Here is a 26,121-nt window from a genome sequence, read left to right as displayed (position 1 = left end):
AAACTTGATTTTTATTGCTATAATCAAAACAGATAAAGTTTACGGGGGAAGACGGAGTGGGAATTGATACAAGTGTAATAAATGCGGTGCAACAGGCTAATACCAACCAGACGACTACGAGTGAACAACAGGGAGCACAGGATTTTGCGCAAGTGCTAGCCGAAAAACTTGGAACAACGACGACAGCACAAAACGCGACTAAAACACTTTCAGTTGTGCAAGGAGATACTGTATCTGAACTTGCTGAAAAGTATGGTTCATCGACGGCTGCGATTGTCCAAGCTAATCAGTTGCAGAATCCTGATCTTATTTTAGTGGGACAACAGCTGATAGTTCCCTTAAAGCAAACCGGGTCTGCGGGAACGACAGCTATTACGAAGACGACTGCAGTTAATGACGCAACTACTCCCGCAACTTCAACAGCACAAGCAGCAGCTGCATATACTACCAATGCGACGACAACGACCACAGCGGCGGAAAGCTCAAATGAGGCTCAAGCACGTGCCTATATTGTGCAACATGAATCTGGTGGTGACTATAGCGCACGTAATGGCAAATATATTGGCAAATACCAATTAGATCAAAGTTATCTAAAGGGCGACTTTTCAGCTGCTAACCAAGAAAAAGTTGCTAATGAATACGTTGCAAGTAGGTATGGTTCTTGGGAAAAAGCAATGCAGCACTGGAAGGCTAATAATTGGTATTAATTAGCGGAATAGCTGGGATTGTTGGTTTAGTTCAGGTAAGCTGTTTTCAAATCCATATTAATACCAGATTTAGAGAGTGTGACATAAGTCGGTAAAATTTGAGTACTAACTCGAAATTACGAACATAGCGGGTACTTTGCTATGAGTAATTCGAAGTTAGACGGAGAATTTTGGCTTATGGAACACGTTTATGCAGAATAACTAGAAAGAGAGTGTGACATAAGTCGGGAAAATTTGAGTGCTAACTCGAAATTACGAACATAGCGAGTAATTTGCTATGAGTAATTCGAAGTTAGACGGAGAATTTTGGCTTATGGAACACGTTTATCCGGAATAAAGTAGGGTCTGTGACAAAATTTAACTTTTGTCACAGCCCCTTTTCTATTTTGTATAAACGAGTTACCTAATTCAAAAATTGCCATCTTGCCAAATTGAGCATTATTTCACAGAATTGAAGCGAAGCTGTCTATAATAAACTCAAAGTGATAGTTAATGTTAGTTGAGAACGCAAACAGCAAATTAAATGCAGGAGGAAAGCAAATGGCTTATAAAGTAGAAACAGAATTACGCAAGATTGGTGCACAAGTCAAAGTTCAGGTGCGCGAGCATACTTTTTTGGCGGACGAACCGCTTAGTCTCAAAGGAACTGATGCAGGGCCAAATCCAGTTGAATATTTGTTAAGTGCTTTGGGAGGGTGCCTTTCTATAACAGCCGCCGATATTAACAGCCGTCATCCCGAAATTGGCTTAGAAAAATTTGAGACTGAAATCAAAGGGAGAGTACGCCGTTTTTCTGATAAGACCTCAAAGCTTGACCAGATCAGTATTAAGTTCAATGTTGTTTCACAATTGGATGAAAAGCAGCAGCATGCATTTATTAAATCCGTGATCAAGTACTGCACAGTGCATGCTTCACTTGATAAAGAAATCAAAATTAATTATCTTGATGGTGACAAGCAGTAAAGGAGGACGCTTTTAAGATGACACCACTTGAACAGTTGCGGCAAAGCTGGGCTCAAACTGCCCAAAAAGATCAAGAACGGATTTTTGAACAGGAGAAACCCCAAGGGGCCTTCGCCGAGACGGGCTACTCTTATATTGCGCATGGCAGTACGTTACAGACCTTGAATCTTTATTTTCCGCAAAAAAGCGAGAGCTTGAAGCCATTACCCACTATTATTGATATTCATGGCGGTGGCTGGATGTATGGCAATCGGCGTCTCAATGAGAATTACTGCCGCTTTCTAGCTGCGCAAGGCTATGCGGTAATGGCGATGAGTTATCGTTTATTTCCTGAAGTCGGTTTAAAACAAATGATGGCAGACATCTTTGCAAGTCTGCACTGGCTTGAACATTTTGGACCGCAAAAGGGTTGTAATCTTAACAAGGTTTATCTAGTGGGAGACTCTGCGGGAGCACATCTTGCAGGACTGGCGGCTTGTCTGCAAGCCAGCACAAAACTACAACGGATTTTTGCGCTGGCACCCGTGAACTTTGAATTTACAAAAATTGCATTAATTAATGGGGTGATGGAACCAACGCGACTTGCTGAAGGAAAGGGGTTAATGAGCAAAACTGCGGATCTGCAACTTGAACTTTTTGAAAAGCAAGCTCCAGAAATTGCGCCTTTTATTGATTTTTCAAAAGCCTGCAGCGGTTTGAAACTTCCTCCAATTTTAGTGATTGGAGGTGAAAATGATAGTTTCTGGTGGCAGACTGAGTTATTGATCGCTACTTTAAATGAAACTGGGGCCCCTTATCAAACCAAGTTATGGACGCAAGAGGATGGGCCACATCTTGGACATGTTTTCAATGTTGCACATTGGGAGTGGAGTGAAAGTCGAACAACAAATCTAGCCATGTTAAGGTTCTTTGCAACTGAGGAGGCTAATCAAACATAATTGCATTACTGGATTTTTAAATTGCATTATACAAACAATTCTTTTAGTGTTGTTACAGCGGTGCGCAAGTTATACAATTGCTAGTTTGTTAGAGATGCAATTGACAGTTTGGGGACTGTCCATATAAAATGAATAGGGTTGAGGGGCTGGGCCAAAAATTAAATTTTAGCCTGGCTTCTTTACTTGTTCCGGATAAACGTGTTCCATAAGTTAAAAATTTCTGTCTAACTTCGGATTACTCATAGCAAATTACTCGCTATCTTCGTAATTTATTGTTAGTGCTCAAATTTTAGCGATTTATGTCACACTCTCTTTTTATTTGGATTTTATCCAAAGATCACGTTTAGCTGTCTAGGGGAGGGATAGGAATGATCGAGATCAAACCAATCGATATTGGCTCATTTAAGACTTGGTTGAATGTTAAGGAAGCACAACCAGCAGATGCTGCAATTTTGCAGTCTAAGTATGGTCTGACACAGGATGTCATGGATTATGCAATGGATATTGATGAACCTTCAAATTATGATTATGATAAAAAATCAAAATCGCAATTATTTATTTACCATCTGCCTTATAGTACGCAACAAGGGTATTTGACAATTCCGGCTGTAATTTTGTTAAAAGGGAGTCTTTTGATTACCTTGACACATTCCACAAATGCTAAAGTCGAAAGTATTTTTCAGAAAGATATTGTTGAAAAAGAATACGCAAACGTAAACTTAACAGTGTTAAAGTTACTCAAACATCTGAGCGATGCCTTTTCTTTACCAACTCATGAAATCAGACGCCGCAGAAAAGAATTAAATGATCTTTTGAGCAGTCGTGCTGAAAATAAGCATTTGATTGGTTTGGCCAACCTAAGAAAAAGTTTAATTTATTTTACCAGCTCTACTCATAATAATTATGTGATGCTGCAGAATTTAAAAAACAAGTACTTTGGCAGAACATTTCATGAAAATGAGGACGAATTTTTGGTTGATGCTCAAATTGAAGCTAATCAGGTGCAACAGTTAGTTGAAATGGAAGCTGAAATTGTGACTCAGCTGATTGCGACGTTCGATACAATCCTCAGCAATAACCTGAACAGTATCATGAAGATTTTGACGATTTGGTCGGTAGTCTTGGCGATTCCAACAATTATTACTGGTTTTTACGGGATGAATGTTGATTTGCCATTGATGCACCTGCGCTTAGCATGGGTTGTGATTGTTGGCATTACACTTTTTTTGATTGGATGGGTTGTTGTGTTGCTGTATCGTCATCGAATTATTTAAGAAGTTAATGCTGGACTTTTTCCGCGAGGGTTAAAAAATGAGTTATAATTAAAACGTGTTATTGCAATATAAACATATTTTTTATTACGACAAGAGGAGCGATTTCAGTGAAAATTGTGTTAGCAAGCGATCATGCAGGTGTAGCTTTAAAAAAAGAGGTAAGTGCATTATTAACCTCAATGGGGCATGAAGTTGACGATTTAGGCCCTTTTACGAGCGATTCTGTTGATTTGTCCGATTATGTTTATCCGGCAGCTTTAAAAGTTGCACAAAATAAAGACACCCGTGGAATCTTTATCGACGGTGTTGGCTATGGGAGTGCAATGATCGCCAATCGGATTTATGGGATTGACGCGGTGGTCTGCCAAGATCCTTTTTGTGCTAAACTAGCACGGCAGCATAATGACAGTAATGTTTTGTGTTTAGGTGGTAAAATTATCGGACCCGCGATTGCTTTAGAGATTGTCAGGGTTTGGATGACAACTGATTTTTTGGCACAAGAAAAATATATTCGGCGAGTTGAAAAGGTTAAACAAATTACGGCAAAACATCTTAAAAAATTGGATGAACTTGCTTAGATCTGGCTTAAATTTTGATTCAAAAATTAGCGCAACGTTAAAATGATAGTTGAGGTTTGCACACTATCTTAAATTCAGATACTAAAAATGATTTCCAATAGTTCTCTTTCTTTTTGTCGGAGTCTTAAGTGTAATTTTCATGAATTCGCCCTATACTTGTAGTTAATGGCGGTGGTGAAAATAATCTTTTGCTGAATGGCGTTAAAGTCAGGGAACTTTTTGGTTAGTTTGAGAATTTTCAGAAACAGCAATTTTTGCTAAGAATTATAAGTTTTGCAGAAAAGTCGGAGGCGTAAAAATGGAGAAGGAGAGAACGTTAATTTTAATCAAACCTGATGGAGTTGCACAAAGGCACATCGGTGAAATTTTGACACGCATTGAACGCAAGGGTTACCAGATTATCGCCTTAAAAGTGACCACCGCAACGCAAGAAAAATTACGCGCACACTACGCCCAAAAGGTTGATAAACCATATTTCAAAGATATCTGTGCTTACATGATGGAAGGCCCCCTCGTAGCAGTAGTTGCCGAAGGAATTAATATAATTGCGGCTTTTCACCGAATGGCAGGTGCAACAGAACCGCTGGCGGCTGCTCCAGGCACAATTCGTGCAGATTTTGGATGCGAGTGGGCTGACGGTAATCTAAGAAATGTGGTCCACAGTTCAGATGAAGCTCAAAGCGCAGCTCAAGAAATAAAGATTTGGTTTCCAGAACTGACAGAAAAATAAAAATCAGGTAAAATCAGGTAAAATCAGTTTAAAAAGATGAAGAAGGTGCGTTGCAATGTCAAAGCAAGGGTTCTCAGAATTTGAAAAACAGGCGATGAAGGAACGTGCACAGGAATTGCGTCGTGATGCAAGTCAGAAAAAGAATCCGTTGGCGGACCTGCTGGAAAAGATTGCTGCGATGCCAGAAGATGAGGCATATTTGGCTGCTCAGTTACATGAGCTTGTACAGCAAAATGCACCCCAGTTGCAGCCTAAAACATGGTATGGTATGCCGGCCTATGCTAATCAGGAAGGAAAAGTTGTCCTCTTTTTTCAACCAGCAACCAAATTTAAAGCGCGTTACAGCACGCTAGGCTTTAATGATAGTGCGTTACTTGATACGGGGAAAATGTGGCCTACAGCATATGCCCTGTGTTCTTGGGATGCAGATATTGCACGGCAGGTGGCAGTGTTAATTCGCAAGGCAGTTACGGAAAAAGCGTAGTGCCTAAAATACACCGATTAGACTAATTAAACTAGTAATCTAAATGAATTAGTAGTTGCAGCCAGACTGATTTCAACCTCTTTTTAAACTTTTTTACTTGGAAGTTAAAGAATATTAAATAAGGTCTATCTAACGTTATCGTGCGGCTACAAGTTAAGCCAAAACCAGTTTGGTCCGTGCGCTAACATTTAAGGTGAGCGAACTAAAGATCGGAATTCTTTAATTCGAAGCTTGCAACAAGACTAAAAGCTTAAGCCAAAACAGCAACTTGGCTTAAGTTTTTTTTATTTTTTATATTGACTAGCCAGTCATTGACTAATAAGTCAACGGGGAATATACTCTACTTGTAGCAGCAACCAAGCATAAGTCGCACTTTTAAAGCGCTAGTTAGCTGAGAATTCTAAAAGGGGAGATTAACAATGGAAGAAAATGTACTCGAAGTTTCAAAGTTGCAGAAAAATTTTGGGAAATTCAAAGCACTGAAAAAGATTACATTTGAGATTAAAAAAGGAGAGGTATTTGGGTTTATTGGACCTAATGGTGCGGGGAAATCGACCACGATTAGAATTCTTTTAGGTATTTTACGTGCTTCAGGCGGTCAAGCCAAAATATTTGGGCAAGATGTGTGGCGAGAAGCCGTTGGTGTTCATAAAAAACTTGCTTATGTCCCGGGGGATGTTTATCTTTGGCCTAACTTAAGCGGTGGTGAAATTATTGATTTGTTTTTAAAACTAAATCAACAAAAGCACACGGTTAAAACCGATGAACTGATCAAACAATTTGAGTTAGATCCTACTAAAAAAGCCCGGACCTACTCCAAAGGCAATCGGCAAAAAGTTGCATTAATAGCAGCATTTTCGACAGATGCAGCTTTTTACATTTTTGATGAACCGACCAGTGGACTGGATCCGCTGATGGAGGAAGTTTTCCAACGAAATGTTTTGCAACTTAAGCAGCAAGGGAAAAGTATTTTATTATCAAGTCATATTCTTTCCGAGGTTGAAAAAATGTGCGATCGAATTGGGATTATTCGGGACGGGCAAATTATCGAAACAGGTACATTGGCTGAGATGCGTCATCTGACACGGACTATGATTACAGTTGTGACAAAATTACCACTTGGACAGGTTGCTCAATTGCCAGGGGTCCATCATTTCAAACAAGAGTTATCCGCGCAAAATGAAAATCGGGCAACCTTTGCAGTCGATTCGGAACAAATTGGGTCAGTGATGGCGCAATTAGCCACTTATGAAATCAAGACACTTCAAAGCACACCACCGACTTTAGAGGATTTGTTTTTACGCTATTATCAAAAAAAGGAGGAAGACCGTCATGGAGAATAGCAGGTTCAAACAAACGGGGTATCTTTTACTTTTTTATTTGCGGCGAGATTGGCTGCTAATTGTTGGTTGGTTGATTGCAATCGTTGGATTGATGGGAGGCGCAGCAGCTAAGTTTGATAATCTTTATGGGACGCACAAGGCAATCACAGCAATCGCAACAACGCTTAAAACACCTGCAATGGTCGCATTATTTGGCCCTTTTACAGCCAAAGAGCCATATACTGCTGCCATTATATATGCAAGTGAAATGGTGGTTTTCATGGGTCTGTTTTTTGCCATAATGAACATTTATTTTGCAGTGAAAAATACGCGCGCTGAGGAAGATAATGGGACATTGGAACTAATTCGGGCACATGCCGTTGGTCAGTTGAGTCCTTTAACAGCAACAGTCCTTGAATTGATACTAATTAACTTAATTGTGGGTATTTTGGCGGCCGGTTCACTTGAATTTGCGCAGATGACAGGTGCTAATAGCTTAGGAAGCTGGCTTTTTGGGCTTGCTTTAGCAGTCTTTGGAATGCTGTTTGGTACGTTAGCATTGCTCATGGCGCAGCTTGCAAGTAACGCACGCGGGGCAACGAGCCTGAGTTATTTGGTGTTAGGTTTATTTTTCATTGCCCGGATGTTAACAGACGTTAAGAATCCAGACTACACGTGGTTTACAGTTTTTGGATTGATTGAAAAACTAGCAGTTTATAGTAGTAATGATTGGTTGCCAGTCGGTTATATGCTGTTTTTAACAATCGTTTTTGGAGCAGTTGCTTTGATCATGAATACACACCGAGATGTAACAAGTGGATTGCTGCCCTCAAGACCCGGGCGAAAAACTGCTTCGTTCTTTTTAGCAAATCCCTTCAGTCTCGTGTTGCGTTTGGAGCGGACTAGTTTGGTGATTTGGTTGTGCAGTTCATTTGTTTTAGGAATTAGTTATGGTTCAATCTTCGGAAATATCGGCAATTTAATCAAGACCAATCCAGCGATTGCTAAATTAATGGGGACGGCTGCAGTTGAGGCCGGTAATCGAAATTTAATCTTGAATTTTGCTGCTACCTTGTCGGTCATCTTTGCAGTAATCGCAACCATTCCAGCTCAAATTACACTGCTAAAGATCAATAATGACGAGCAACGTGGATGGCTAGAGCAGGTGCATGCAAGAAGTGTCTCACGCTTTAAACTCTTTTTCAGTTATGTCATAGTAGCACTTTTTTACCAAGCAGCATGTCTTTTCTTAGCGTTGTTGGGGATGGGACTCGCGGGTGTTAATACTAATGATGTCGTGTCGCTAGGGCGTTTTTTCAGAGCTTTTGCAGGTTATTTACCGATTTTGCTTGTCATCTCAGGCATTACAACCTTATGTGTTGCTCTTTTACCACGCTAGCAAAAAATTGTTTGGATTCTGCCGATCTACGGACTTTTTTCAATGTATTTTGGAAATTTGTTGAATTTACCTCAGTGGGCAAAAAGAGTAACACCATATGGATGGGTAAATCGAGTGCCATTAGAAGCCATTCATTGGGGAAATGTTCTCCTGTTTTTGTGCTTAGCACTTGGTTTGTGGCTGCTGAGTTATTTATTATATGCAAGCAGAGATCTAGTAGAAAATTAATGTTCACGGTTAACCAATCAGAGTATACTTGATATTTAGAAAAGCAAAAAAGGATGGTTTAAATGGCAGCTCCACGCAGAAGTTCTAAAGATCCTGAAAAAATTAAGAGAATTATGGAAAGCGCACTTCGGATTTTTGCGCGTTCAGGTTACCGGGAGACCAAAACTGATGAAATTGCGCAAGCGGCAAATGTTTCAAAAGGGACGCTTTTTCACTATTACAAAAATAAAGCCAATCTTTATTTGGAAACATTGCGTTCTTCAATTTCACGTGTCAGCCAGGCAGCAGATTATTCCGTCTGGACTGATTCCAAGGATCTTGTTGAAATGGTTGTTAGGGCGACTAAATACAAGATTCAATTGCAATTAAAATATCCGGAAGATTTTCGGCTTTTACTGAATGCTTATGCACTCAGCAGTTCGTTACCAGCAAAACTACGTACAGAAATTGCACAACTATATGCCAAGAATACAAAAGTAGCTTTGGATCAAGTGATCGAACCAGTACTCAAAAAACTTCCTGTGCGCGCGGATCTTCCGCTTCCGGTAGTTGAAAAAGCAATCACTGCACTTGAAGAAGTCATAACACAAGAGGCAAGAGACTTTATTAAGGAACATCCAACGGCACAAATTGCGGACCTAGAACCAGTGATTACGCATGCCCGGATGTATATGGAAATCTTGCAGCGAGGATTTATGGCTGACTCACATTAATTTGCAAGCTTTAACTTAACGAGTAAACTAGAAAAAAACAAGTGCAGCATCGCTGAAGCACCTCACAAGACTTGGGCACGCAGACCAAGTTTGAGAGGTGCTTTTATGTTATAAATATATTTAAATTAACGATCATTAAACCTAATTAAGTGGATGACTTGCAAAATAGCAATTCTTTCTTATAATAATAAGTGAGTGCTCACTTATTATAAAAAGGAGGAACTTATGACTAAAGTTATTGAAGTTTTAAATTTAAGACAGGGTTATGGCAAAACTGTGGTATTGAAGCAAATCAATTTAAAGATCAAAGCTGGTGAAATCTTAGCTTTGTTGGGGCCTAGCGGTTCGGGGAAAACAACTTTGATTAGCTCAATTATGGGGATGCTTAAGCCGCAGAAAGGGACTGTGACTGTGTTAGGCAATCAAATGCCTAATCGCCAGATGTTATCTGAAATTGGATTTATGGCACAAACAGATGCTCTTTACGGAACCTTAACAGCGCGAGAAAATCTGACTTTCTTCGGCGCGATGCAAGGAGTTCCCAAGGCGAGGTTAGGTGCGCGGATCACCTATGCTGCTGGGGTTGTAAAGCTTAACTCCCATTTAGATAGGGTGGTTCAGTATTTTTCAGGAGGAATGAAGCGGCGATTATCATTAGCACTTGCCCTAATTGCGGATCCACGGATCTTGATTTTAGACGAACCTACAGTTGGCATCGATCCAGAGCTGCGCCAGCAAATTTGGAAAGAATTACATCATCTTGCCGCTGAAGGAAAGACGATTTTATTAACAACCCATGTGATGGATGATGCACTCCAAGCTGACCAACTCTTGTTGATTCGTCAAGGAGAAGCAATTGCCCAGGGCAGTCCAGCAGGGCTCGTTGCAGAATATCGGGTCAAGACAATTGAGGAAGTTTTTTTAAAGGCAGGGAGGATGCAAGATGCGCATAATAGCAATGGCTAAAAGAGTTATCACTGAAATGCTACGGGATAGACGGACACTCGCCTTAATGTTTCTAGCACCGCTTGTAATTTTATCGTTGTTTTATTTCCTGTTTCAGTCTAACAAACAACAAACCACATCACTAGCAGTTAGAAATGTTGATGATGCGCTTGTCCAGGAACTTAAGGGCAAACATTTAAAAATCCATAAAGTAACTGCTGACAAAGACGCACAAACATTAATAAAAAAGTATAATTATGCTGGATTTTTGACGCAAAATGGAAACAAATTAACGTTAACGCTCCAAAACAGTGACCAAAGTAAGACGGCGCGCATTAAGCAAAGTTTCCAATCAGCTCAAATCAAATTGCGTGCAGCAGAAACTAAGAAGCAGCTAAAAAAACAAGCAATAATGATACAACGTTTGCAGCAACAGCTCAATGCAAACCACCCACAGTCGCAGACAAGTTCCAGTAACCAAACAAAGAGTGCTCAATATCAACTTAAAGCGAATTATCTTTATGGCAGCAGCTCTTCAACTTTTTTTGAGACACTTTTACCGATCATGATAGGTTTTGTTGTCTTCTTCTTTGTCTTTTTGATTTCCGGAATTTCACTGTTGCGTGAACGCACCAGCGGCACATTAGAACGTTTGTTAGCTACGCCGATTAGACGCAGTGAGTTGATCGGCGGGTACTTACTAGGCTTTGGGATTTTTGCACTGTGCCAGACAGTTGTCATTGTATTATTTAGTATCTTTGTTTTCAAAGTACAAATTCTGGGCAGTCTGTGGAATGTTTTGCTGGTAAATATTTTGCTGGCGTTTGTTGCGCTAGCTCTGGGGTTATTCGTTTCAAGCTTTGCTTCATCGGAGTTTCAAATGGTACAATTTATTCCATTAATCGTGATTCCACAGATTTTCTTTTCAGGAATCATTCCGGTTGCGCAGATGTCAGCGCCATTGAGAATGTTTGCCCATTTGATGCCGTTATATTACGGAGGGCAATCTTTGGCGAATGTGGTTGAAAAGGGTGTCAGTTTTGCACAAATTGCTCCTAACCTGGGAATTCTTTTGATCTTTGTAGTAATCTTTCTAGTTTTAAACCAGCTGGCACTTCGCAAATACCGTCAAATATAGGAGGAAAAAATGGCAATTAATAGCGTTAATGTACTTTTTACGCACGCTTTGGCAGATACGGCGTTATCAGCGAAGCAAAAAGAAGTTTTAAAAGCAAGTCTTGTTCTATTTTCAGAACAGGGATTTGATCGTACCAGTACCAGTGATATTGCTAAAAAAGCAGGCGTCTCTGAAGGAACAGTCTATAAACAATTTAAAACCAAGGAGGGCATATTAGCAGCCATCTTAAAACCTTTTGCACAATCTGTGATTCCCACAGCCGCAAGTGAGTTTGTAACGATGATTTCAAGCACCAGCTATCCTTCACTTGAAGAATTTCTAAGGCATGTTGTACAAAACAGAATGCAGTTTGCAAAAGAAAATAAACTGCAATTAAAGATTTTTGCTCAAGAGTTACTGCATAATACCGAATTAGTCCAAGCACTAGAAGCCGAAATTAAGCCAAAGCTGATTAAACAGATGGGGCAGGTGTTGGAATATTATCAAAAGCAGGGCCAGTTGGTTGCGTGGCCAGCAGTCAGAATCTTCCGGTATGTAATCAGTGTTGTGTTCAGTTATTTGGTCCCATATCTTCTATTGGAACTGCCACTAGATGTGGAAGAAGCCAGTCAAGAAGCCGTTGAGTTCTTGCTAGGCGGATTGAGTCCAGCAACAAAATAAAGTGAGCCTAAGATAATTGATAAAAAAGCAATATTTAAGTGGATTTCTGCGATTGCGGATAAACGTTGTCTAGCAATCAAAGTATGGGAGTTAACTTCGAATTACTTATAGTTGAAGCTGAATAATGTTTGTTATTTTAAGTTAGCATTCAGAATTTATCGCCTAATACCCCGCGCGCTTTAGTTAACTTTTGCTACTGAAGCTGGTACGCTGAAAAAGAAGTGTGGCAGACATTGAAAAACTTGCAACTTAAGCTGTGAATTGTACTACTGGCTTTGTCTGTTTGCATTTGCTGTTGACAGCGTTTGTCGTTTTGAAAGGGGTTAATGGTATGTATTACTCAAGTGGAAATTATGAAGCATTCGCACATCCGTAAAAACCCAAGAATGTTGAGCAAAAAAGTGCTTATCTTGTAGGAGCTGGGCTAGCATCTTTAGCAGCAGCTGCTTTCTTAATACGTGACGGTCAGATGGATGGCCAAAAAATCCATATCTTAGAAGAATTGCCTGTGGCAGGCGGGTCGCTCGATGGAGCCCTTGATTCACAGGTCGGCTTTATTATTCGTGGGGGAAGAGAGATGGAAAACCATTTCGAATGTCTTTGGGATTTATATCGTTCGATTCCCTCGTTAGAAGAACCCGGGGCTTCAGTGCTGGATGAATTTTATTGGCTGAATAAGGAAGATCCTAACTCTTCCAATTGCAGGATGATTTATAATCGTGGTCAACAGATCCCAGATGACGGAGATTTTACACTCGGAAAAGCGGCAAATGAATTAATCAAACTAGTTCTGGTTCCCGAAGAACAGCTAGGAACGCAGACAATTGAAGAGTTTTTCTCGTCTGAATTTTTTGAATCTAATTTCTGGTACTATTGGTGTACAATGTTTGCCTTTGAAAAATGGCATTCTGTGGTTGAAATGCGGCGTTACGTGCTGCGGTTTATTCATCATATTAAAGGTCTGCCTGATTTTACTGCGTTGAAATTCACGCGTTACAACCAATATGAATCACTGGTTTTGCCCTTAGTTACTTATTTGCAAAAAAAGGGAGTCGATTTTCAATATGAGACCACAGTCACTAATATTCTTGTTGAATTTGAAGAACACAAAAAGATTGCAAAGAAACTGCAACTGCAGCACGCTGGCAGTCAGCAAGAAGTTCCACTGTCGGAAAATGATTTGGTCTTTGTTACAAACGGCTCAATTACTGAGAGTACAACCCATGGTGATCATCAGACACCGGCACCGCCGACGCATGAATTAGGCGGTAGTTGGAAGTTATGGCAAAACCTTGCAGCACAATCAACAGCATTCGGAAAGCCAGCAGTTTTTTGCAAAAATTTACCGCCAAAAAGTTGGTTTATTTCTGCAACTATGACTCTAAAGAATGCTGAGATAGAACCTTATATTGAAAGATTAACACATCGGGAAATTCATACTGGAAAAATTGTTACTGGTGGGATTGTAACGATCAAAGATTCCAACTGGCTGTTAAGTTTTGCAGTTCACCGTCAGCCCCATTTTAAGAAACAAGCACCTGAACAGACCACCGTTTGGATCTATGGTCTTTATTCAGATACCCTCGGCAATTATGTGCATAAAAAAATTGTGGATTGTTCAGGCGAGGAAATTGCACAGGAATTACTATATCATTTAGGTGTTCCTGAAACCAAGCTTGCGCGGTATGCCCGCGAAGCTTGTAATGTGGTTCCCACCTATATGCCATTTATTACAGCGTATTTTATGGTGCGTCAACCAGGTGACAGACCGCAAGTAGTCCCACAAGACTCAGTTAATTTAGCATTTATCGGTAATTTTGCGGAAACACAGCGCGATACAGTTTTCACAACCGAGTATTCTGTGCGGACTGCCATGGAGGCCGTTTATACACTGCTTAACGTCGATCGGGGAGTTCCGGAAGTGTTTGCTTCCAGTTATGATATCCGTGAATTGCTAAAAGCAGTTTATTATTTAAATGATCGTAAGAAACTATCAGAGTTAAAGCTGCCTATCCCAAAGTTGTTGTTAAATCTTGGTCTTAAGAAGTATCAGGACACTTACTTTGAGGAGTTACTGCGCCAAGCACATTTGCTTTAGAATAATAAAGGGTATCAGCGTAAGTTGGGATGTTCGAATCTGACCACAGCTTCGCGTAGTTAAAATTTTAAACAAGTTCTATTTTTTAAAACAAAAAGCCAAAAGAGTGGCTGATCCCTTTTGGTGCACGTTTTTGCACTAGCTGTTTGGAAACAAAAGATCTAAAGAGAGTGTGACATAAGTCGAGAAAATTTGAGTGCTAACTCGAAATTACGAACATCGTGAGTACTTTGCTATGAGTACTTTGCTATGAGTAATTCGAAGTTAGACGGAGAATTTTGACTTATGGAACACGTTTATCCGGAATAAAAGAGGGACCGTGACAAAAGTTAAATTTTGTCACAGCCCTTTTATTTAGTGAGATGATCAACTTTTATTTTTAATGAAGATAAATTGTGATAAGCGTAACAAATCCAAAAATGATGCCGGGTAGATTTGAAATAATAACTGGCCAATCTTTATAAGTCTTAAACCAGCCGTAGCAGACCCATAGTGTAGCATTCAAAGTTGCAACAGCAGGTTGAATGGGAGAAACAGGGGAGCCTGAAAAATTTTGGATAATCTGAGGAATGTAGGAAATATACATTAGGGAGCAAGTTAGAATTGCAAACTTGCTCATGATCTTCAAGCGCTTAATCCTTTTTTCCGAGACTGCTACTTTTTGTTTAGGAATTTCGTTATCGACTCTAATAAATAAAACCTCCGTTTTGAAAATTAGCTGTGAAAATAACCATCTTTAATTGTAACATATTCTGAAAAGTTGTATTCGACTGAGTGTTTATCACCAAAACAAAGATGTCCCTGGCTGAAGAAGAGCTGCTGCGTTCGTAATATTTTAATTTTTCGGTATAATTTAAAATAAAGAACAGCGAGGAGGTGTCTAATGTGAGTGCTGAATTGCTTGGCAACCAGCAGATCGAATTGTGCCTGAGATTGATCTTTGCAGGCCTTTGCGGCGGAATGATTGGCTATGAACGTAGAAGCAAGCTAAAGTCCGCAGGTGTCAGAACACATATGTTAGTTACAATAGGTTCGGCTTTATTTATGCTTGTTTCAAAGTATGCATTTTTTGACGTCACTCAAATTGCGGGGGTTTCGCTAGATCCCTCCAGAATTGCGGCACAAGTTGTTAGTGGAATTGGTTTTATCGGGGCTGGTGCAATTCTCACGAAACACAAGATTATTGACGGATTGACAACTGCAACTGGTTTGTGGGTGGCAGCGGGCGTTGGATTGACTATTGGAGCGGGGATGTATCTAGTAGGAGCAGTTGCCACGAGTTGTGTTTTATTGACACAAGTTATTATTTCGCATCTGGATCAGCATAAGATTCACGGTAAAACCGGACGCAATCTTTTTATTAGTTACCGTGGAAAATTAACTGCAATTTCGCAACTACAGTCACGCCTGTTGCAGCAAGGTTATGCGGATGTAAATTTTGACACCCTTTATTATGAGGAGAATTATTTTAAAGTTCGGTTGCATGTGGCAGTCTACAGTAAACAGGAGTTAAATGACTTGCTTGATTATCTTGCACAGGATCCGCAAATGCTTCACATGGAAATTGAATAATAATACTAAGAAAAGAGCGACTTATATGGAAATCAGAGAGCTGGAAATCAGAATTTTTAAGCGGCCTACCCCAGCACATTATCAACTTTTATTAACCGCTGATCCTTCAAAAAAGATTGTCGCTGCCTATCTTGAACGCAGTACTTGTTTCGAAGCACGTCGCGGACACGAATTGATAGGCGTTTTTATTCTTTTAGCAACTCGGCCCGAGACTGTAGAGCTGGTTAATATCGCCGTGGCTGCTCGCTTTCAAGGGCAAGGAGTTGGAACTCACCTAGTAAAAGCTGCCTTGCAATGGGCACAGCATAAGGGATACCAAGTTGTTGAAATTGGTACAGGGACCACCAGTTTTCAACAATTAGCTTTGTATCAAAAATGTGGATTCCGGGTTGTTGGAGTTGATCCTGATTTCTTTACTAGAAATTATCAGGAACCGATTATCGAAAACAAACTCAGACTACGTGACATGTTACGGTTACGCAAGTATCTTGCTTAATTTTAATGGGAGGTCCAGCAAAGCGATAAAAGCAGGTTTGTTGGACAGGCGCTGTTGTGATGATATATTTAAAGTGTACAAAAGTAACCAGAAAAGAGGAGATTCACATGTCTGTTTATGATTATGACGTTACCCTTGAAAATGGGGAAACCTATTCTTTAAGAAAATATGAAAATCATCCAATGTTAATTGTCAATACTGCGACAAAGTGCGGACTAGCTCCCCAATTCAAGGAATTGGAACGAATTTATGAACGTTATCGTGCGCAAGGGTTGGTCGTGCTAGGTTTTCCATCTAATCAATTCCATCAAGAACTCAGTGACAGTCAAGCGGCTGCGCAACAGTGCCGCACAACTTATGGGGTAACCTTTCCAATGCATCAGATTCATGATGTAAACGGTAAGAATGCATTACCTCTTTTTGATTACCTTACAAGTCACCAAACTGGCAAGTTGACGCGGGCAATCAAATGGAATTTCACCAAATTTTTAGTTGACGCTAATGGACATGTACTTGAACGTTTTGCTCCCACAACAACTCCGCAGAAAATGATTCCTGCAATTGAACAGTTGCTGGCAAAATCTCTTTAATGTAATTCTTTTAAAATGTACACTTTTTGCTGGGAACCAGTCTCACAAAGGTGGTGTGACCATGGATAATTTACGTGATCATTTAATGTACGCTGCTGTTTTTGGATGGTTTAGTTTCGTTTGGTTTGGCTGGGCGCAAGAAGCTCCGCCAGCAGCTTGGAGAGCCTGGCTTGGAAGTGGCGCTGTATTGGGTTTAATAACCGGAATAGTTGGCGGTTACTTGAGTTATCAGCACTGGCACGCAGCTTCAGCACTTAACAGTAATCGTAATTTTCAGTGGTACTTGGTGTTCTTTGTGGCAGAGTTAAGCTTGGCGCTGGTAGGCGCGTTAGGATTATTTTATTTGCATAAAGCAGATCAAGTTGTGGAGTGGGTTTCCCTAGTGGTGGCGGTACATTTTATTGGGCTTAAATTTGTTTTTGATGACAGTGCACTTTTTGGCCTGGCCGGGTTGATGCTGCTGGTATTGATTTTTGCGTATCCCATGGCAACTCATTTCCAGGTAGCATTAAGTGCAGTTATTGGAGCAGCCAATGGGATCTTATTACTAGGATTTGCCTGGTTGGGTTTTTTACGGTTTTTAATGTAATCGCTTTCTGAAATACATGGAAGTGTTACCTGCAGCCCTGTAATAGCAAGGTGAGCACTGTTAAGCTTATGAAGCTTGTGCCAATTGTTAGTTGAGAAATAGTTAAAATTTGCATTTTTCTTAGTAAACACCTTAGTTTTTATTCAAAGGAAATTCAAATCTTTCTTTTATCATAAGCAATAGTAAAAGTGATTGCAGTGCAATGCTTGTTGCAGGAAAATGAGAATAAGCTTTTGATGAAAGAAGATCGAAAATATGAAAAAAAAGAGTGAAATACACCCAGATAATAATACTGAAAAAAAGATTGCAGCAGAAAAACTAACTGAAATTGTCTCTGTTAAAATAATCGGTTTTAAAAAAGGACAAGTGATTTGTAAAACTGAAACTGACCACATTTTATTAATTAAGGAACCCCAGGCAGCTAAAAAAGATCGTATTTTTGCTGAGACGATGCTGGATCTACTCAAAAATGGGCTTTGGATTCCAGTTAACAAAAAGCTGAAACAATTTCTGCAGTACGACTGGCTTGATGAACGGGCATCTTTTGCTTTGTAAGCGGGTTTTGAAGATACAGTCCGAATTGGATGCAAATTGAATTGTTTTTCTGGGACGAAGTATGCTAAGATACGACTATAAAGTAGAAAAGAGGGATCCTGACGTTGAGAAATTAAGCCATTCTTTGAAAATGCAAATGATGATTAATGCTCTTTTAGGGTGATAGTTTGCAGATTTTCAGAATTGGTTTTTCTCAATGACAGGGTCTTTTTGTGTGCACAAAAAATCAAACAGATGTGTTTTTGTAATCTAAGTATTTAAAAAAAAGCCCAAATTGAGTAAGTCAAGGCATGAAATCTGATTGCGATCGCCAGCAAAATAGTTACTAGCGCAGCTTATATCGGAGGAATGAATGCAATGACTAGGATTGAAATTAAAAATTTAACTTTTGGTTTTGACGAACAGCTCCAACCGCTATTTAAGGATGTTTCCTTAACGTTAGATGCCAGTTGGAAACTAGGGTTAATCGGACGTAACGGACGCGGTAAAACGACTTTTTTAAAGTTGTTGCAAGGGGTGTATCCGTATCAAGGTAAAATAAAACAGCAGTTAAAATTCAATTATTTTCCACAAAAAATTATGAAGCAACAGCAAACAGTCACTCAGATTTTAAAAGAATCTACAGTTGCGGAAGAATGGAAGCTGGAAAGAGAATTGAATTTGTTAGCAGTCGACCCTGGAATTTTAGAGCGGAGTTTTGCGAGTCTTTCTGGTGGTGAGCAGACTAAGGTCTTGCTGGCATTACTGTTTACGCACGAACTAGCTTATCCACTGATCGATGAACCAACCAATCATTTAGATCTGGCTGCTCGTAAACAGGTGATGCACTATCTGCAGCAAAAAAAGCAGGGCATGATTGTGATTAGTCATGATCGCGAGTTTATGAATGGGATAGCAGATCACATTTTGGCTCTCGAAAAACAGCAGCCGGTTTTATATCAAGGTAATTTTGCGACTTACGAGGAAGAAAAAAGACGATGTGATGAACATGCACAACAGGAAAATATTAAATTAAAAAAAGAAAGCACGCGGCTTAGACAAACGGCCCTGCAAAAAGCTGAGTGGGCGCAGGGACGTGAAAGGGATAAATATGGTTCCCCTATCCAAAAGGGAAGCGGGGCAATTTTGGATACAGGATTCATTGGGGCACGAGCTGCCAGAACAATGAAACGTGCTAAGTTGCTCGTTCATAGGATGGAAGAAAAGGCAGCTGCAAAGGAAAATTTATTACAGAATATTGAAAAAGTTGAACCACTTTCGTTAAATTTTAGACCGCAGCATCATCAAGTTTTGTTACGCGTTGAGCAGTTTCAACTTTTCTATGCAGATCAAGCTTTGTTTCAACCATTGAATTTTGAGCTGCATCAGGGACAATGTCTAGCTCTAATGGGAGTAAATGGGGTTGGAAAGTCTTCTTTGATGCATTACTTGCTGGGGGATTTTGCAGGCACAAGTTCTGGAGAAGTTATGCGGCCGCAAAAATTAAAACTTAGTTATCTGCAGCAAAAATTTGAGAACAACACAGGTACGCTGGTGGAATTTGCAGATAAATGGAAGCTGGAGTATGGTCAATTGTTGAATACTTTGCACAAGTTAGGTATCAACCGGAAGGTCTTTGAGAGTCCACTTGAAAAAATGAGTATGGGGCAAAGAAAACGGGTTGAATTAGCCAAGTCTTTACTTACGCCAGCTGAATTGTTTCTGTGGGATGAACCCTTAAACTATCTCGATGTTTTTAATCGTGAACAACTTGAGCAGTTAATTGCGCAAAAGCAACCTACTATGCTGCTGAGTGAACATGATGAAACTTTTATTAAAAATGTAGGGGCGCAAAAAGTTGTCTTGCACCGCTTGACCAATACTAACTAACTGTAAGTTTCGTTAGGAAGAATTTTGTATTATACTTAACTGAACATTTAATCTTATCCGGAGAGGAAATAACCATGCAAAACTTTATCTTTGATTTTGACGGCACTTTGGCTGACTCAGGCAAAACAGCTGTACTTGCGACTCAAGCTGCTTTTAGAGACTTTAATTTGAAAGAACCGACGGCTGCCACTGTACAATACTATATGGGAATCCCAATTGAAGTTTCATTTAAAAAAATGGCAGATCGAGATTTTTCAGACGAAAGCTTTGCCGAGTTGCTGGATACTTTTCGCAGCTACTATAAAGATCTGGAAATGAACAGCATCTCATTGTTCCCCCAGATGGAAAATGTTTTACACCAACTTTTTAACGACGGGCGAACGCTTTTTGTGGTTTCAAGCAAACATTCAGTGGCTTTGCAACGCAACTTGGAGCGTCTCGCAATCGCACCATACTTTAAGAGTGTTTGCGGTTCTGATCAGGTAGCACACTTTAAACCCGCTCCAGATGGAATTTTAAATTTACTTGAGGGGTTTCAACTCAATGAAAGAGAAAGCGTCATGATCGGGGATGCAATCTATGATTTGCAGATGGGAAAGGCAGCAAATGTACAAACCTGCGGTGTGACTTGGGGGGCACATGATCTGGCACTTTTACAAAAGGAAAAGCCCAATTATTTAGTGTCAGAAGTTAACCAGTTATTAGAACTTGAATAAGACGATAAAAATACTGGAATTCACTATAAGAGGTTTTTAGCATGGTTAGTAATGAGAGTAAGGAACGTATTAGATTAGATTTTTTACCAGTAAGTTTAGCGCCGCAAGAATATGCAATTTTTAAGAATCCTAATTTGAGCAAATTTACTAAACATGGACCATTTACTGATCTAAAAACTACCCAGGCTTTTATTGCAAGGCACAACCAAAGCGGCAATTTTTTTGGCATTTATCTGCAAAACGGAGAGTTGATTGGAAATTGTCAGTTGGTCGTAAATCAAAATGCTAAAACAGGTGAGGTTGCCTATGGAATTGCTGAGGAGTACTGGGGAATGGGATATGGAACAGAGGCCTTGCAGTTGCTTCTTGCTTATGGAAAAAGGACTTATGCTTTAAAGCAGATCATAGGTGTTTGTGCAGCAATGAATGTGGCTTCTCAAAAGGTACTGCAAAAAAATGGTTTTCACTACGTGAGAGTCGAAAAAAATGCTTTGCAGAAGTTCGATGTCGCTTACGATCTGATTTACTTTGAAAAAACTCTAAGTAATTAATTTAATTTTGGACTCGGCCTGAAAGGCTGTGAGAAAGTTTATCTGTAAAAATTAAGAGAGTGTGACATAAGTTGGGAAAATTTGAGTACTAACTCGAAATTACGAACATAGCGAGTACTTTGCTATGAGTAATTTGAAGTTAGACGGAGAATTTTGACTTATGGAACACGTTTATCCAGAATAAAAGAGAGAGTGTGACATAAGTTGGGAAAATTTGAGTACTAACTCGAAATTACGAAGATAGCGAGTACTTTGCTATGAGTAATTCGAAGTTAGACGGAGAATTTTGACTTATGGAACACGTTTATCCGGAATAAAAGAGGGGCTGTGACAAAATTTAACTTTTGTCACAGCCCCTTAATTTTTAGTAACTATCTCCTCAGAGATTTTCAAGAGTATGTTTTTTGTCTTTTGCGGCCAAAAAATAACCGACTGCATAAATTGACCAAGCCCAGACGATGTGACCAAAGAACTCAGAAAAATGTTCATCAAATGGCTGGTTCCACGCTGCGGGCACAGTCCCCATTGCAGGCATAATAATCAGATGAAAAGCTACCCAGACAGCAATCCCATAAGCTGCACCTTGCCAGAGTGTAACTTTACTCCAGTACTGCGCAAGAAATAGGAATAGGGCTGCAAAAACGATTGAGAAGGCGAAATGAATAATAAGAGCAACATAGAAGACCTTCTGATCGGTAGAATAATACACAAATGCATGCGTTGTTGCATGCGACATCCCAAGCTGTTCAAGTAAATGCTGCGGTGGATTTGTGGCGTTTCGGGCTAGAGTTCGTGGTGGGAGCAATGTTTCCCAACCAATTTTGACCATTCCGGAAATCATTCCAGCAATTAAACCATACCAAAGTGTTTTGGCAACAATTGCACCAAATGGAGCATGCGGTTTAGAAATTTGAAACATGATATTCACCTCGTTAATTTAGGAACAGTGATCATTATAGGTTTATGTGATTTTTTTATCAAGTATGATGATTGCAACTAAAGCTTTAACATTGGTTATTATAATAATTAACTAAAAAAGTCACAAGACCTCTTTAAGCGCATCTTTTGCTAGTGAAAAATTCTTATGCTAAGGTTAACATAAATCTTATAATAGAGGTTAAGTTCGCTACGAATCAAGGCATGCTTAGCAAACGAATGGGACACTTTAAGTATTTGGCAAGGCATTGCCACAGGAGTACAAGTCTATACTGGAGATGACTAGCGCTCAAATTATTTTGCTTTCCAAGGTAACCAGCTTGAAACGCTGAGTCCGCTCCTAGATGCAAAGCCGCCGATCACCTTTAAAAATATTCCTTAAAAAATGATAAATTATGGCGGGGCAAGTTCTTTAAGCAACAAGGACACAGTATTCAGAAAAAGTACTTGCCGAAATAGTTACAGCATCTTAGCAGAAATTGGGGGGATTGGAATGACAATTGAACCATTAACAATTAAAATCGGAGGAGAGCAACTTGTTTTTCTCAAAAAAAGGCTCCGGCAAACCATGCTTCCAGCGGCATTAGAGATGTCTGACTGGGATCAGGGCATGAGTGGTGACTATTTTCAGAAACTGATCAGTTATTGGAGTACTGAGTTTAGGTGGCAGCAACAGGAAGTCAAACTTAACCGCTTCAAGAATTTTCAGGCGGTTCTGGGTGATTTTAGAGTACATTTTATTTATGAACGTGGTGCAAGTTCAAACTCGATCCCGATCATCTTAACACATGGATGGCCGGATAGTTTCTTACGCTACACTAAAGTATTGCCGCTTTTGACCAAAAAGAGAAGGTTTGCAGACGGACAGGAGTTTTCCTTTGACGTGGTGATTCCTTCTTTACCTGGATTTGGTTTTTCTAATTATCCTGCGGCCGTTCCCGCAATTAACAATGCTACAATTGCAGCATTGTGGCAGAGACTGATGACTGAAGAACTAGGATATTCAAAATTTATTGCAGCAGGTGGAGATCTTGGTTCAAGTATTTCACGTTATTTGGCAGCTGATAATCCGGCTAACTTGCTAGGTCTTTATCTAAATGATGTTGGCATTATTAGGGAACTTTTAGCTCCGCAGCCAGATGATCAAGCAGATTTACGCATTTATCAAAAAAAGGTTCAGACGTGGTTGCGCACGGAAGCTGCATCCATGAATTTGCAAGCAACTAAGCCGCAGACACTCGCATTTGCCTTAGCAGATTCACCTGCCGGTTTGGCCGCTTGGTTGTTAGAAAAATTTCATGCTTGGAGCGATAGTCAGACAACGTGGAAACTTGATGAGCTTTTAACGAATGTCATGCTTTATTGGCTCGGAAATTCAAGTGCAACTGCAGGCAGACTTTACTATGAGAATGCCCACCAGCTTAAATCATTGGGAAAACTTACCGTACCGACGGGAGTATGTCGACTTCCGGCAGACCTTTTGTTACCGCCCAAGGACTGGGTAGCAGCTCACTTTAATCTGATTCACTGGACTAAGTTGTCATCTGGTGGTCATTTTACTGCTTGGGAAAATCCCCAAGAATATGCAACCGACCTTTTTGACTTTACGCATAAGCTCAAGTTGCTGTAAATATCAAACCCAAAGCTAAAGTCTGCCCTGATTTACTGTAAGTAATTTTAATGCTAATATGCACATATGAAATAAAAAACATGCAAAGCTGTCGTGTCAGCGGTAAGAAGGTCTGAACATGCAAGTAAAAACTAGTTACAGTAAATTACTACAAAAAAGTCTGCGAACTGAATATTTTTCAGTGGGCTGGATGTTTCTTGAATTTTTAGTGGCCCTTTATTCAGGAATAAGGGCCGGATCCATTCTCTTGATTGCTTTTGGTCTTGATAGTCTGCTTGAAATTATTGCCGGATTGACATTGATTTGGCGGTTACACAAAGCGGAAGTTGCGGGAATGACTGAAAGTGACCTAAAAATTGCAGAGCGTCGTTCATCTTTAGTGGTTGGCAGTGTGCTGCTATTGCTTGGAATTTATATTTTTAGTATTTCAATTTATGATTTAACTGCACATCAAGGGGCGCAAGATAGTCTGATGGGAATCGGGCTGGCGGTTACTGCGGTGTTCTTAATGCCTTTTTTAGTACACAAAAAAAGAAGTCTAGGCAAAGCTTTGCATTCGAAAGCCTTAATTGAGGATGGGATGTGTAATATTACCTGCGCGTATATGGCTGCAACTGTGCTAATCGGGACCTTGTTTACAGCATTATTTAACTGGTGGTGGCTGGATGCGACAGCAGCCTTATTTTTATGCTATTTCATTATGAATGAAGGCCGCGAAGCGCTGCATGAGGGATTAGCACAGGAAAAAAAGGACGAATAGAAGATAAAGTAGCTGCATTGGAGCAGGTATTTTATTTTTTTGTGTTTTAATTGGATTAAGATGTAATAGTTTTTACAGGAGATAAATACATAATTATGAAAGAAAGAGATTTGATTAGAATTAGGGCGGTTTTTCGCGGAGTTATCGTTGGAAGTTTAGTTGGCTTGGTTGTGAGTGCTTTTCGTTACACGATTAGCGAACTCCTAGTTTTTTGGAAATTCTGCTATCATTTAGCTGGAACTTCGGTTTATGATGCATGTCTGGTAGTCTTTGGACTGCTATGTTTAACCTGGATAATTGGATTGTTTATCACCCATGAAAAACATATTATGGGCTCAGGAATACCAGAAGTTGAATTGCAATTAGTAGATCGCCTGCAACTGAATCCGGTTTCTGTTTTAATCAGCAAGTTCATTGCTGGCAGCTTAGCGCTCGGGACTGGTGGATTCCTTGGACGTGAGGGGCCTTCTGTGCAACTCGGTGCTGCAGTTGGACAGATTTATGCAGAAAAAATTAAAGTGTCTAAGGCTGACTGGCGCCTCTTAGTGGCAACTGGGGCAGCCGCAGGACTTTCTGCGGCGTTTGGTGCACCTTTAGCCGGGACAATGTTTATCCTTGAAGAAGTGGCGCATAGCTTTTCAGTTTTGTTATGGATTGAGGCTTTGAGCGGTGCTTTAGCTGCTGATTTGGTGACAGATCACTTTTTTGGACTTGAACCGGTACTTGCGATTCACTACAGTGCAAGTTTCCCACTACGTTATTATTGGATCTTAGTATTATTAGGACTTTTGCTTGGCGGTTTAGGGATTATTTACCAGCAAGTGACCTTGAATACCGGGATTTTTTATCGCTTTTTGCGTTGGATTCCACGCAAATGGCAGTCGATTGTAATGTTTGTTGCCATCTTACCACTTGGAATCTGGGCACCGACCTTATTAGGAGGCGGAGAAAATTTAATCAAAGGTTTGCCACTAAGTAACAGCAATTTGCAAATTATTTTGCTGCTTTTTTTAGTGCGCTTTGTGCTCTCAGCTGTTTCGTTTGGTTCCGGAAGTCCGGGTGGAATTTTCTTGCCAATTCTGACCCTTGGAGCAATCATCGGGCTGGCAGTCGGCAGGAGTGCAGTTAATTTGCAGCTTTTGCCAGCAGTTTATCTGCCTAATATCATTATTTTTTCTTTAGCAGGCTATTTTGCTTGTATCAGTAAAGCGCCTTTCACTGCAATTTTATTAATTGCTGAAATGGTCGGTTCGCTTGCACACCTTTTGCCGCTGGCATTTGTTTCTTTGATTGCCTACCTCTTCGTTGATCTTTTAGGTGGGGCACCTATATATGAGTCACTAGCTGCCAGAATTGGATTGAACACTGTTTTAAAGGAACGAGAAAAGCCTCAGTTGCAACGCGTTGAACTTAGTGTCTCACCTGCAGGCAGTTTTGCTGATCGGGAAGTTAAGGAGATTCCGTGGCCAACACAGGTAATTTTAACCAGAGTGGTGCGCAACGGAAATGAATTATTAGGTAAAGGGGATTTAATAATTCAACCCGGTGATAAGTTAATTTTGCTTGTGCCTGCAACGACCGCAGCAGCAGTTTCTACCGCTTTAGCACGCCTGAATTAACTACCATCATGAGGTCTTTAGAGATTGTGTTATACTTAAACGTGTATTGTCAATTTTTAAA

The 26,121-nt window shown here is 40.1% G+C and carries 26 protein-coding genes and 1 pseudogene; 25 read left to right on the top strand and 2 right to left on the bottom strand.

The annotated features are described in order from the left end of the window. Positions 1–56 precede the first annotated feature (56 nt). From AB3Y88_RS00985 to AB3Y88_RS00920, 14 genes and pseudogenes are all read left to right on the top strand, one after another. Positions 57–707, top strand: a complete 651-nt coding sequence (locus AB3Y88_RS00985; protein ID WP_228888112.1) for a LysM peptidoglycan-binding domain-containing protein — start codon at positions 57–59, stop codon at positions 705–707. Positions 708–1,247: 540 nt separating this feature from the next. Further along, a complete protein-coding gene (locus tag AB3Y88_RS00980) occupies positions 1,248–1,670 on the top strand; it encodes an OsmC family protein (protein WP_054757114.1) in 423 nt (140 codons plus the stop codon). 17 nt (positions 1,671–1,687) lie between these two features. Then, on the top strand, positions 1,688–2,608 hold the full coding sequence (locus AB3Y88_RS00975) for an alpha/beta hydrolase (protein WP_228888111.1): 921 nt from the start codon (positions 1,688–1,690) through the stop codon (positions 2,606–2,608). 368 nt (positions 2,609–2,976) lie between these two features. Then, positions 2,977–3,882, top strand: a complete 906-nt coding sequence (locus AB3Y88_RS00970) for a magnesium transporter CorA family protein (RefSeq protein ID WP_054757116.1) — start codon at positions 2,977–2,979, stop codon at positions 3,880–3,882. Positions 3,883–3,989: 107 nt separating this feature from the next. Beyond that, entirely contained in the window at positions 3,990–4,460 is a 471-nt protein-coding gene (locus AB3Y88_RS00965; RefSeq protein ID WP_054757118.1) for an RpiB/LacA/LacB family sugar-phosphate isomerase, read from the top strand. A gap of 298 nt (positions 4,461–4,758) precedes the next feature. Next, on the top strand, positions 4,759–5,190 hold the full coding sequence (gene ndk, locus AB3Y88_RS00960; protein WP_056960742.1) for a nucleoside-diphosphate kinase: 432 nt from the start codon (positions 4,759–4,761) through the stop codon (positions 5,188–5,190). 55 nt (positions 5,191–5,245) lie between these two features. Beyond that, the gene (locus AB3Y88_RS00955; protein WP_228888110.1) at positions 5,246–5,674 is read left to right on the top strand and encodes an iron chaperone; all 429 of its coding nucleotides are present in this window, start codon (positions 5,246–5,248) and stop codon (positions 5,672–5,674) included. A gap of 419 nt (positions 5,675–6,093) precedes the next feature. After that, positions 6,094–7,017, top strand: coding sequence for an ABC transporter ATP-binding protein (locus AB3Y88_RS00950; protein WP_056960744.1), 924 nt, complete (start codon positions 6,094–6,096; stop codon positions 7,015–7,017). Continuing rightward, positions 7,007–8,395, top strand: a complete 1,389-nt coding sequence (locus AB3Y88_RS00945; protein ID WP_228888109.1) for an ABC transporter permease — start codon at positions 7,007–7,009, stop codon at positions 8,393–8,395. Before AB3Y88_RS00950 ends, AB3Y88_RS00945 begins: the two co-directional genes overlap by 11 nt. 290 nt (positions 8,396–8,685) lie before the next feature. Beyond that, a complete protein-coding gene (locus AB3Y88_RS00940) occupies positions 8,686–9,336 on the top strand; it encodes a TetR/AcrR family transcriptional regulator (RefSeq protein WP_056960746.1) in 651 nt (216 codons plus the stop codon). 225 nt (positions 9,337–9,561) lie between these two features. Further along, on the top strand, positions 9,562–10,302 hold the full coding sequence (locus tag AB3Y88_RS00935) for an ABC transporter ATP-binding protein (protein WP_228888108.1): 741 nt from the start codon (positions 9,562–9,564) through the stop codon (positions 10,300–10,302). Further along, positions 10,280–11,419: an ABC transporter permease gene (locus AB3Y88_RS00930; protein WP_228888107.1), complete on the top strand. Its 1,140-nt coding sequence runs from the start codon at positions 10,280–10,282 to the stop codon at positions 11,417–11,419. Before AB3Y88_RS00935 ends, AB3Y88_RS00930 begins: the two co-directional genes overlap by 23 nt. A 9-nt stretch (positions 11,420–11,428) precedes the next feature. Then, the gene (locus AB3Y88_RS00925; RefSeq protein ID WP_056960749.1) at positions 11,429–12,079 is read left to right on the top strand and encodes a TetR/AcrR family transcriptional regulator; all 651 of its coding nucleotides are present in this window, start codon (positions 11,429–11,431) and stop codon (positions 12,077–12,079) included. Positions 12,080–12,410: 331 nt separating this feature from the next. Beyond that, positions 12,411–14,177 (top strand): annotated as a pseudogene (locus tag AB3Y88_RS00920) (oleate hydratase). A 379-nt stretch (positions 14,178–14,556) separates the two neighbouring features. Here the strand turns inward: AB3Y88_RS00920 and AB3Y88_RS00915 are convergent. Further along, on the bottom strand, positions 14,557–14,796 hold the full coding sequence (locus AB3Y88_RS00915) for a SemiSWEET family transporter (RefSeq protein ID WP_082610455.1): 240 nt from the start codon (positions 14,794–14,796) through the stop codon (positions 14,557–14,559). 266 nt (positions 14,797–15,062) lie between these two features. On the opposite strand from AB3Y88_RS00915, the gene AB3Y88_RS00910 reads away from it, so the two are divergent. The 8 genes from AB3Y88_RS00910 (at position 15,063) to AB3Y88_RS00875 (ending at position 21,115) form a co-directional block, all read left to right on the top strand. Further along, positions 15,063–15,749, top strand: a complete 687-nt coding sequence (locus AB3Y88_RS00910) for an MgtC/SapB family protein (RefSeq protein ID WP_056960751.1) — start codon at positions 15,063–15,065, stop codon at positions 15,747–15,749. A gap of 25 nt (positions 15,750–15,774) precedes the next feature. Then, on the top strand, positions 15,775–16,245 hold the full coding sequence (locus AB3Y88_RS00905) for an N-acetyltransferase (RefSeq protein ID WP_156653498.1): 471 nt from the start codon (positions 15,775–15,777) through the stop codon (positions 16,243–16,245). Positions 16,246–16,352: 107 nt separating this feature from the next. Beyond that, positions 16,353–16,835: a glutathione peroxidase gene (locus tag AB3Y88_RS00900; RefSeq protein WP_056960752.1), complete on the top strand. Its 483-nt coding sequence runs from the start codon at positions 16,353–16,355 to the stop codon at positions 16,833–16,835. A gap of 61 nt (positions 16,836–16,896) precedes the next feature. Next, on the top strand, positions 16,897–17,424 hold the full coding sequence (locus tag AB3Y88_RS00895; protein WP_228888105.1) for a hypothetical protein: 528 nt from the start codon (positions 16,897–16,899) through the stop codon (positions 17,422–17,424). Between the two features lie 255 nt (positions 17,425–17,679). Further along, positions 17,680–17,979, top strand: a complete 300-nt coding sequence (locus AB3Y88_RS00890; protein WP_228888104.1) for a hypothetical protein — start codon at positions 17,680–17,682, stop codon at positions 17,977–17,979. A gap of 357 nt (positions 17,980–18,336) precedes the next feature. Then, entirely contained in the window at positions 18,337–19,848 is a 1,512-nt protein-coding gene (gene abc-f / locus AB3Y88_RS00885) for a ribosomal protection-like ABC-F family protein (RefSeq protein ID WP_228888103.1), read from the top strand. A gap of 74 nt (positions 19,849–19,922) precedes the next feature. Next, on the top strand, positions 19,923–20,564 hold the full coding sequence (locus tag AB3Y88_RS00880; protein ID WP_056960754.1) for an HAD family hydrolase: 642 nt from the start codon (positions 19,923–19,925) through the stop codon (positions 20,562–20,564). Positions 20,565–20,605: 41 nt separating this feature from the next. Beyond that, the gene (locus AB3Y88_RS00875) at positions 20,606–21,115 is read left to right on the top strand and encodes a GNAT family N-acetyltransferase (protein ID WP_228888102.1); all 510 of its coding nucleotides are present in this window, start codon (positions 20,606–20,608) and stop codon (positions 21,113–21,115) included. A 379-nt stretch (positions 21,116–21,494) separates the two neighbouring features. Here AB3Y88_RS00875 and AB3Y88_RS00870 read toward each other — a convergent pair whose 3' ends face one another. After that, positions 21,495–22,034, bottom strand: coding sequence for a DUF1440 domain-containing protein (locus AB3Y88_RS00870; protein ID WP_228888101.1), 540 nt, complete (start codon positions 22,032–22,034; stop codon positions 21,495–21,497). Positions 22,035–22,544: 510 nt separating this feature from the next. Between AB3Y88_RS00870 and AB3Y88_RS00865 the strand changes: the two genes are divergently transcribed. The 3 genes from AB3Y88_RS00865 (at position 22,545) to AB3Y88_RS00855 (ending at position 26,060) form a co-directional block, all read left to right on the top strand. Beyond that, a complete protein-coding gene (locus AB3Y88_RS00865; RefSeq protein WP_228888100.1) occupies positions 22,545–23,681 on the top strand; it encodes an epoxide hydrolase family protein in 1,137 nt (378 codons plus the stop codon). 118 nt (positions 23,682–23,799) lie between these two features. Further along, positions 23,800–24,441: a cation transporter gene (locus AB3Y88_RS00860; RefSeq protein WP_228888099.1), complete on the top strand. Its 642-nt coding sequence runs from the start codon at positions 23,800–23,802 to the stop codon at positions 24,439–24,441. A 95-nt stretch (positions 24,442–24,536) separates the two neighbouring features. Beyond that, a complete protein-coding gene (locus AB3Y88_RS00855) occupies positions 24,537–26,060 on the top strand; it encodes a ClC family H(+)/Cl(-) exchange transporter (protein ID WP_228888098.1) in 1,524 nt (507 codons plus the stop codon). The last annotated feature ends 61 nt before the right edge of the window (positions 26,061–26,121 follow it).

Source organism: Liquorilactobacillus satsumensis (assembly GCF_964065465.1).
Classification (GTDB): Bacteria; Bacillota; Bacilli; order Lactobacillales; family Lactobacillaceae; genus Liquorilactobacillus; species Liquorilactobacillus satsumensis.
Note: the sequence above shows the minus strand (reverse complement) of the source record. Positions and strands in the feature narration are given on the sequence as shown.

Excerpts from the sequence above, each read along its gene's own strand:
- AB3Y88_RS00930 (WP_228888107.1), top strand. The coding sequence starts at position 10,280 with ATGCGCATAATAGCAATGGCTAAAAGAGTTATCACTGAAATGCTACGG.
- AB3Y88_RS00940 (WP_056960746.1), top strand. The coding sequence starts at position 8,686 with ATGGCAGCTCCACGCAGAAGTTCTAAAGATCCTGAAAAAATTAAGAGA.
- AB3Y88_RS00900 (WP_056960752.1), top strand. The coding sequence starts at position 16,353 with ATGTCTGTTTATGATTATGACGTTACCCTTGAAAATGGGGAAACCTAT.
- AB3Y88_RS00935 (WP_228888108.1), top strand. The coding sequence starts at position 9,562 with ATGACTAAAGTTATTGAAGTTTTAAATTTAAGACAGGGTTATGGCAAA.
- AB3Y88_RS00865 (WP_228888100.1), top strand. The coding sequence starts at position 22,545 with ATGACAATTGAACCATTAACAATTAAAATCGGAGGAGAGCAACTTGTT.
- AB3Y88_RS00880 (WP_056960754.1), top strand. The coding sequence starts at position 19,923 with ATGCAAAACTTTATCTTTGATTTTGACGGCACTTTGGCTGACTCAGGC.
- abc-f (WP_228888103.1), top strand. The coding sequence starts at position 18,337 with ATGACTAGGATTGAAATTAAAAATTTAACTTTTGGTTTTGACGAACAG.
- AB3Y88_RS00855 (WP_228888098.1), top strand. The coding sequence starts at position 24,537 with ATGAAAGAAAGAGATTTGATTAGAATTAGGGCGGTTTTTCGCGGAGTT.
- AB3Y88_RS00955 (WP_228888110.1), top strand. The coding sequence starts at position 5,246 with ATGTCAAAGCAAGGGTTCTCAGAATTTGAAAAACAGGCGATGAAGGAA.
- AB3Y88_RS00870 (WP_228888101.1), bottom strand. The coding sequence starts at position 22,034 with ATGTTTCAAATTTCTAAACCGCATGCTCCATTTGGTGCAATTGTTGCC.
- ndk (WP_056960742.1), top strand. The coding sequence starts at position 4,759 with ATGGAGAAGGAGAGAACGTTAATTTTAATCAAACCTGATGGAGTTGCA.
- AB3Y88_RS00975 (WP_228888111.1), top strand. The coding sequence starts at position 1,688 with ATGACACCACTTGAACAGTTGCGGCAAAGCTGGGCTCAAACTGCCCAA.
- AB3Y88_RS00905 (WP_156653498.1), top strand. The coding sequence starts at position 15,775 with ATGGAAATCAGAGAGCTGGAAATCAGAATTTTTAAGCGGCCTACCCCA.
- AB3Y88_RS00980 (WP_054757114.1), top strand. The coding sequence starts at position 1,248 with ATGGCTTATAAAGTAGAAACAGAATTACGCAAGATTGGTGCACAAGTC.
- AB3Y88_RS00945 (WP_228888109.1), top strand. The coding sequence starts at position 7,007 with ATGGAGAATAGCAGGTTCAAACAAACGGGGTATCTTTTACTTTTTTAT.
- AB3Y88_RS00895 (WP_228888105.1), top strand. The coding sequence starts at position 16,897 with ATGGATAATTTACGTGATCATTTAATGTACGCTGCTGTTTTTGGATGG.
- AB3Y88_RS00925 (WP_056960749.1), top strand. The coding sequence starts at position 11,429 with ATGGCAATTAATAGCGTTAATGTACTTTTTACGCACGCTTTGGCAGAT.
- AB3Y88_RS00890 (WP_228888104.1), top strand. The coding sequence starts at position 17,680 with ATGAAAAAAAAGAGTGAAATACACCCAGATAATAATACTGAAAAAAAG.
- AB3Y88_RS00875 (WP_228888102.1), top strand. The coding sequence starts at position 20,606 with ATGGTTAGTAATGAGAGTAAGGAACGTATTAGATTAGATTTTTTACCA.
- AB3Y88_RS00860 (WP_228888099.1), top strand. The coding sequence starts at position 23,800 with ATGCAAGTAAAAACTAGTTACAGTAAATTACTACAAAAAAGTCTGCGA.
- AB3Y88_RS00970 (WP_054757116.1), top strand. The coding sequence starts at position 2,977 with ATGATCGAGATCAAACCAATCGATATTGGCTCATTTAAGACTTGGTTG.
- AB3Y88_RS00915 (WP_082610455.1), bottom strand. The coding sequence starts at position 14,796 with ATGAGCAAGTTTGCAATTCTAACTTGCTCCCTAATGTATATTTCCTAC.
- AB3Y88_RS00950 (WP_056960744.1), top strand. The coding sequence starts at position 6,094 with ATGGAAGAAAATGTACTCGAAGTTTCAAAGTTGCAGAAAAATTTTGGG.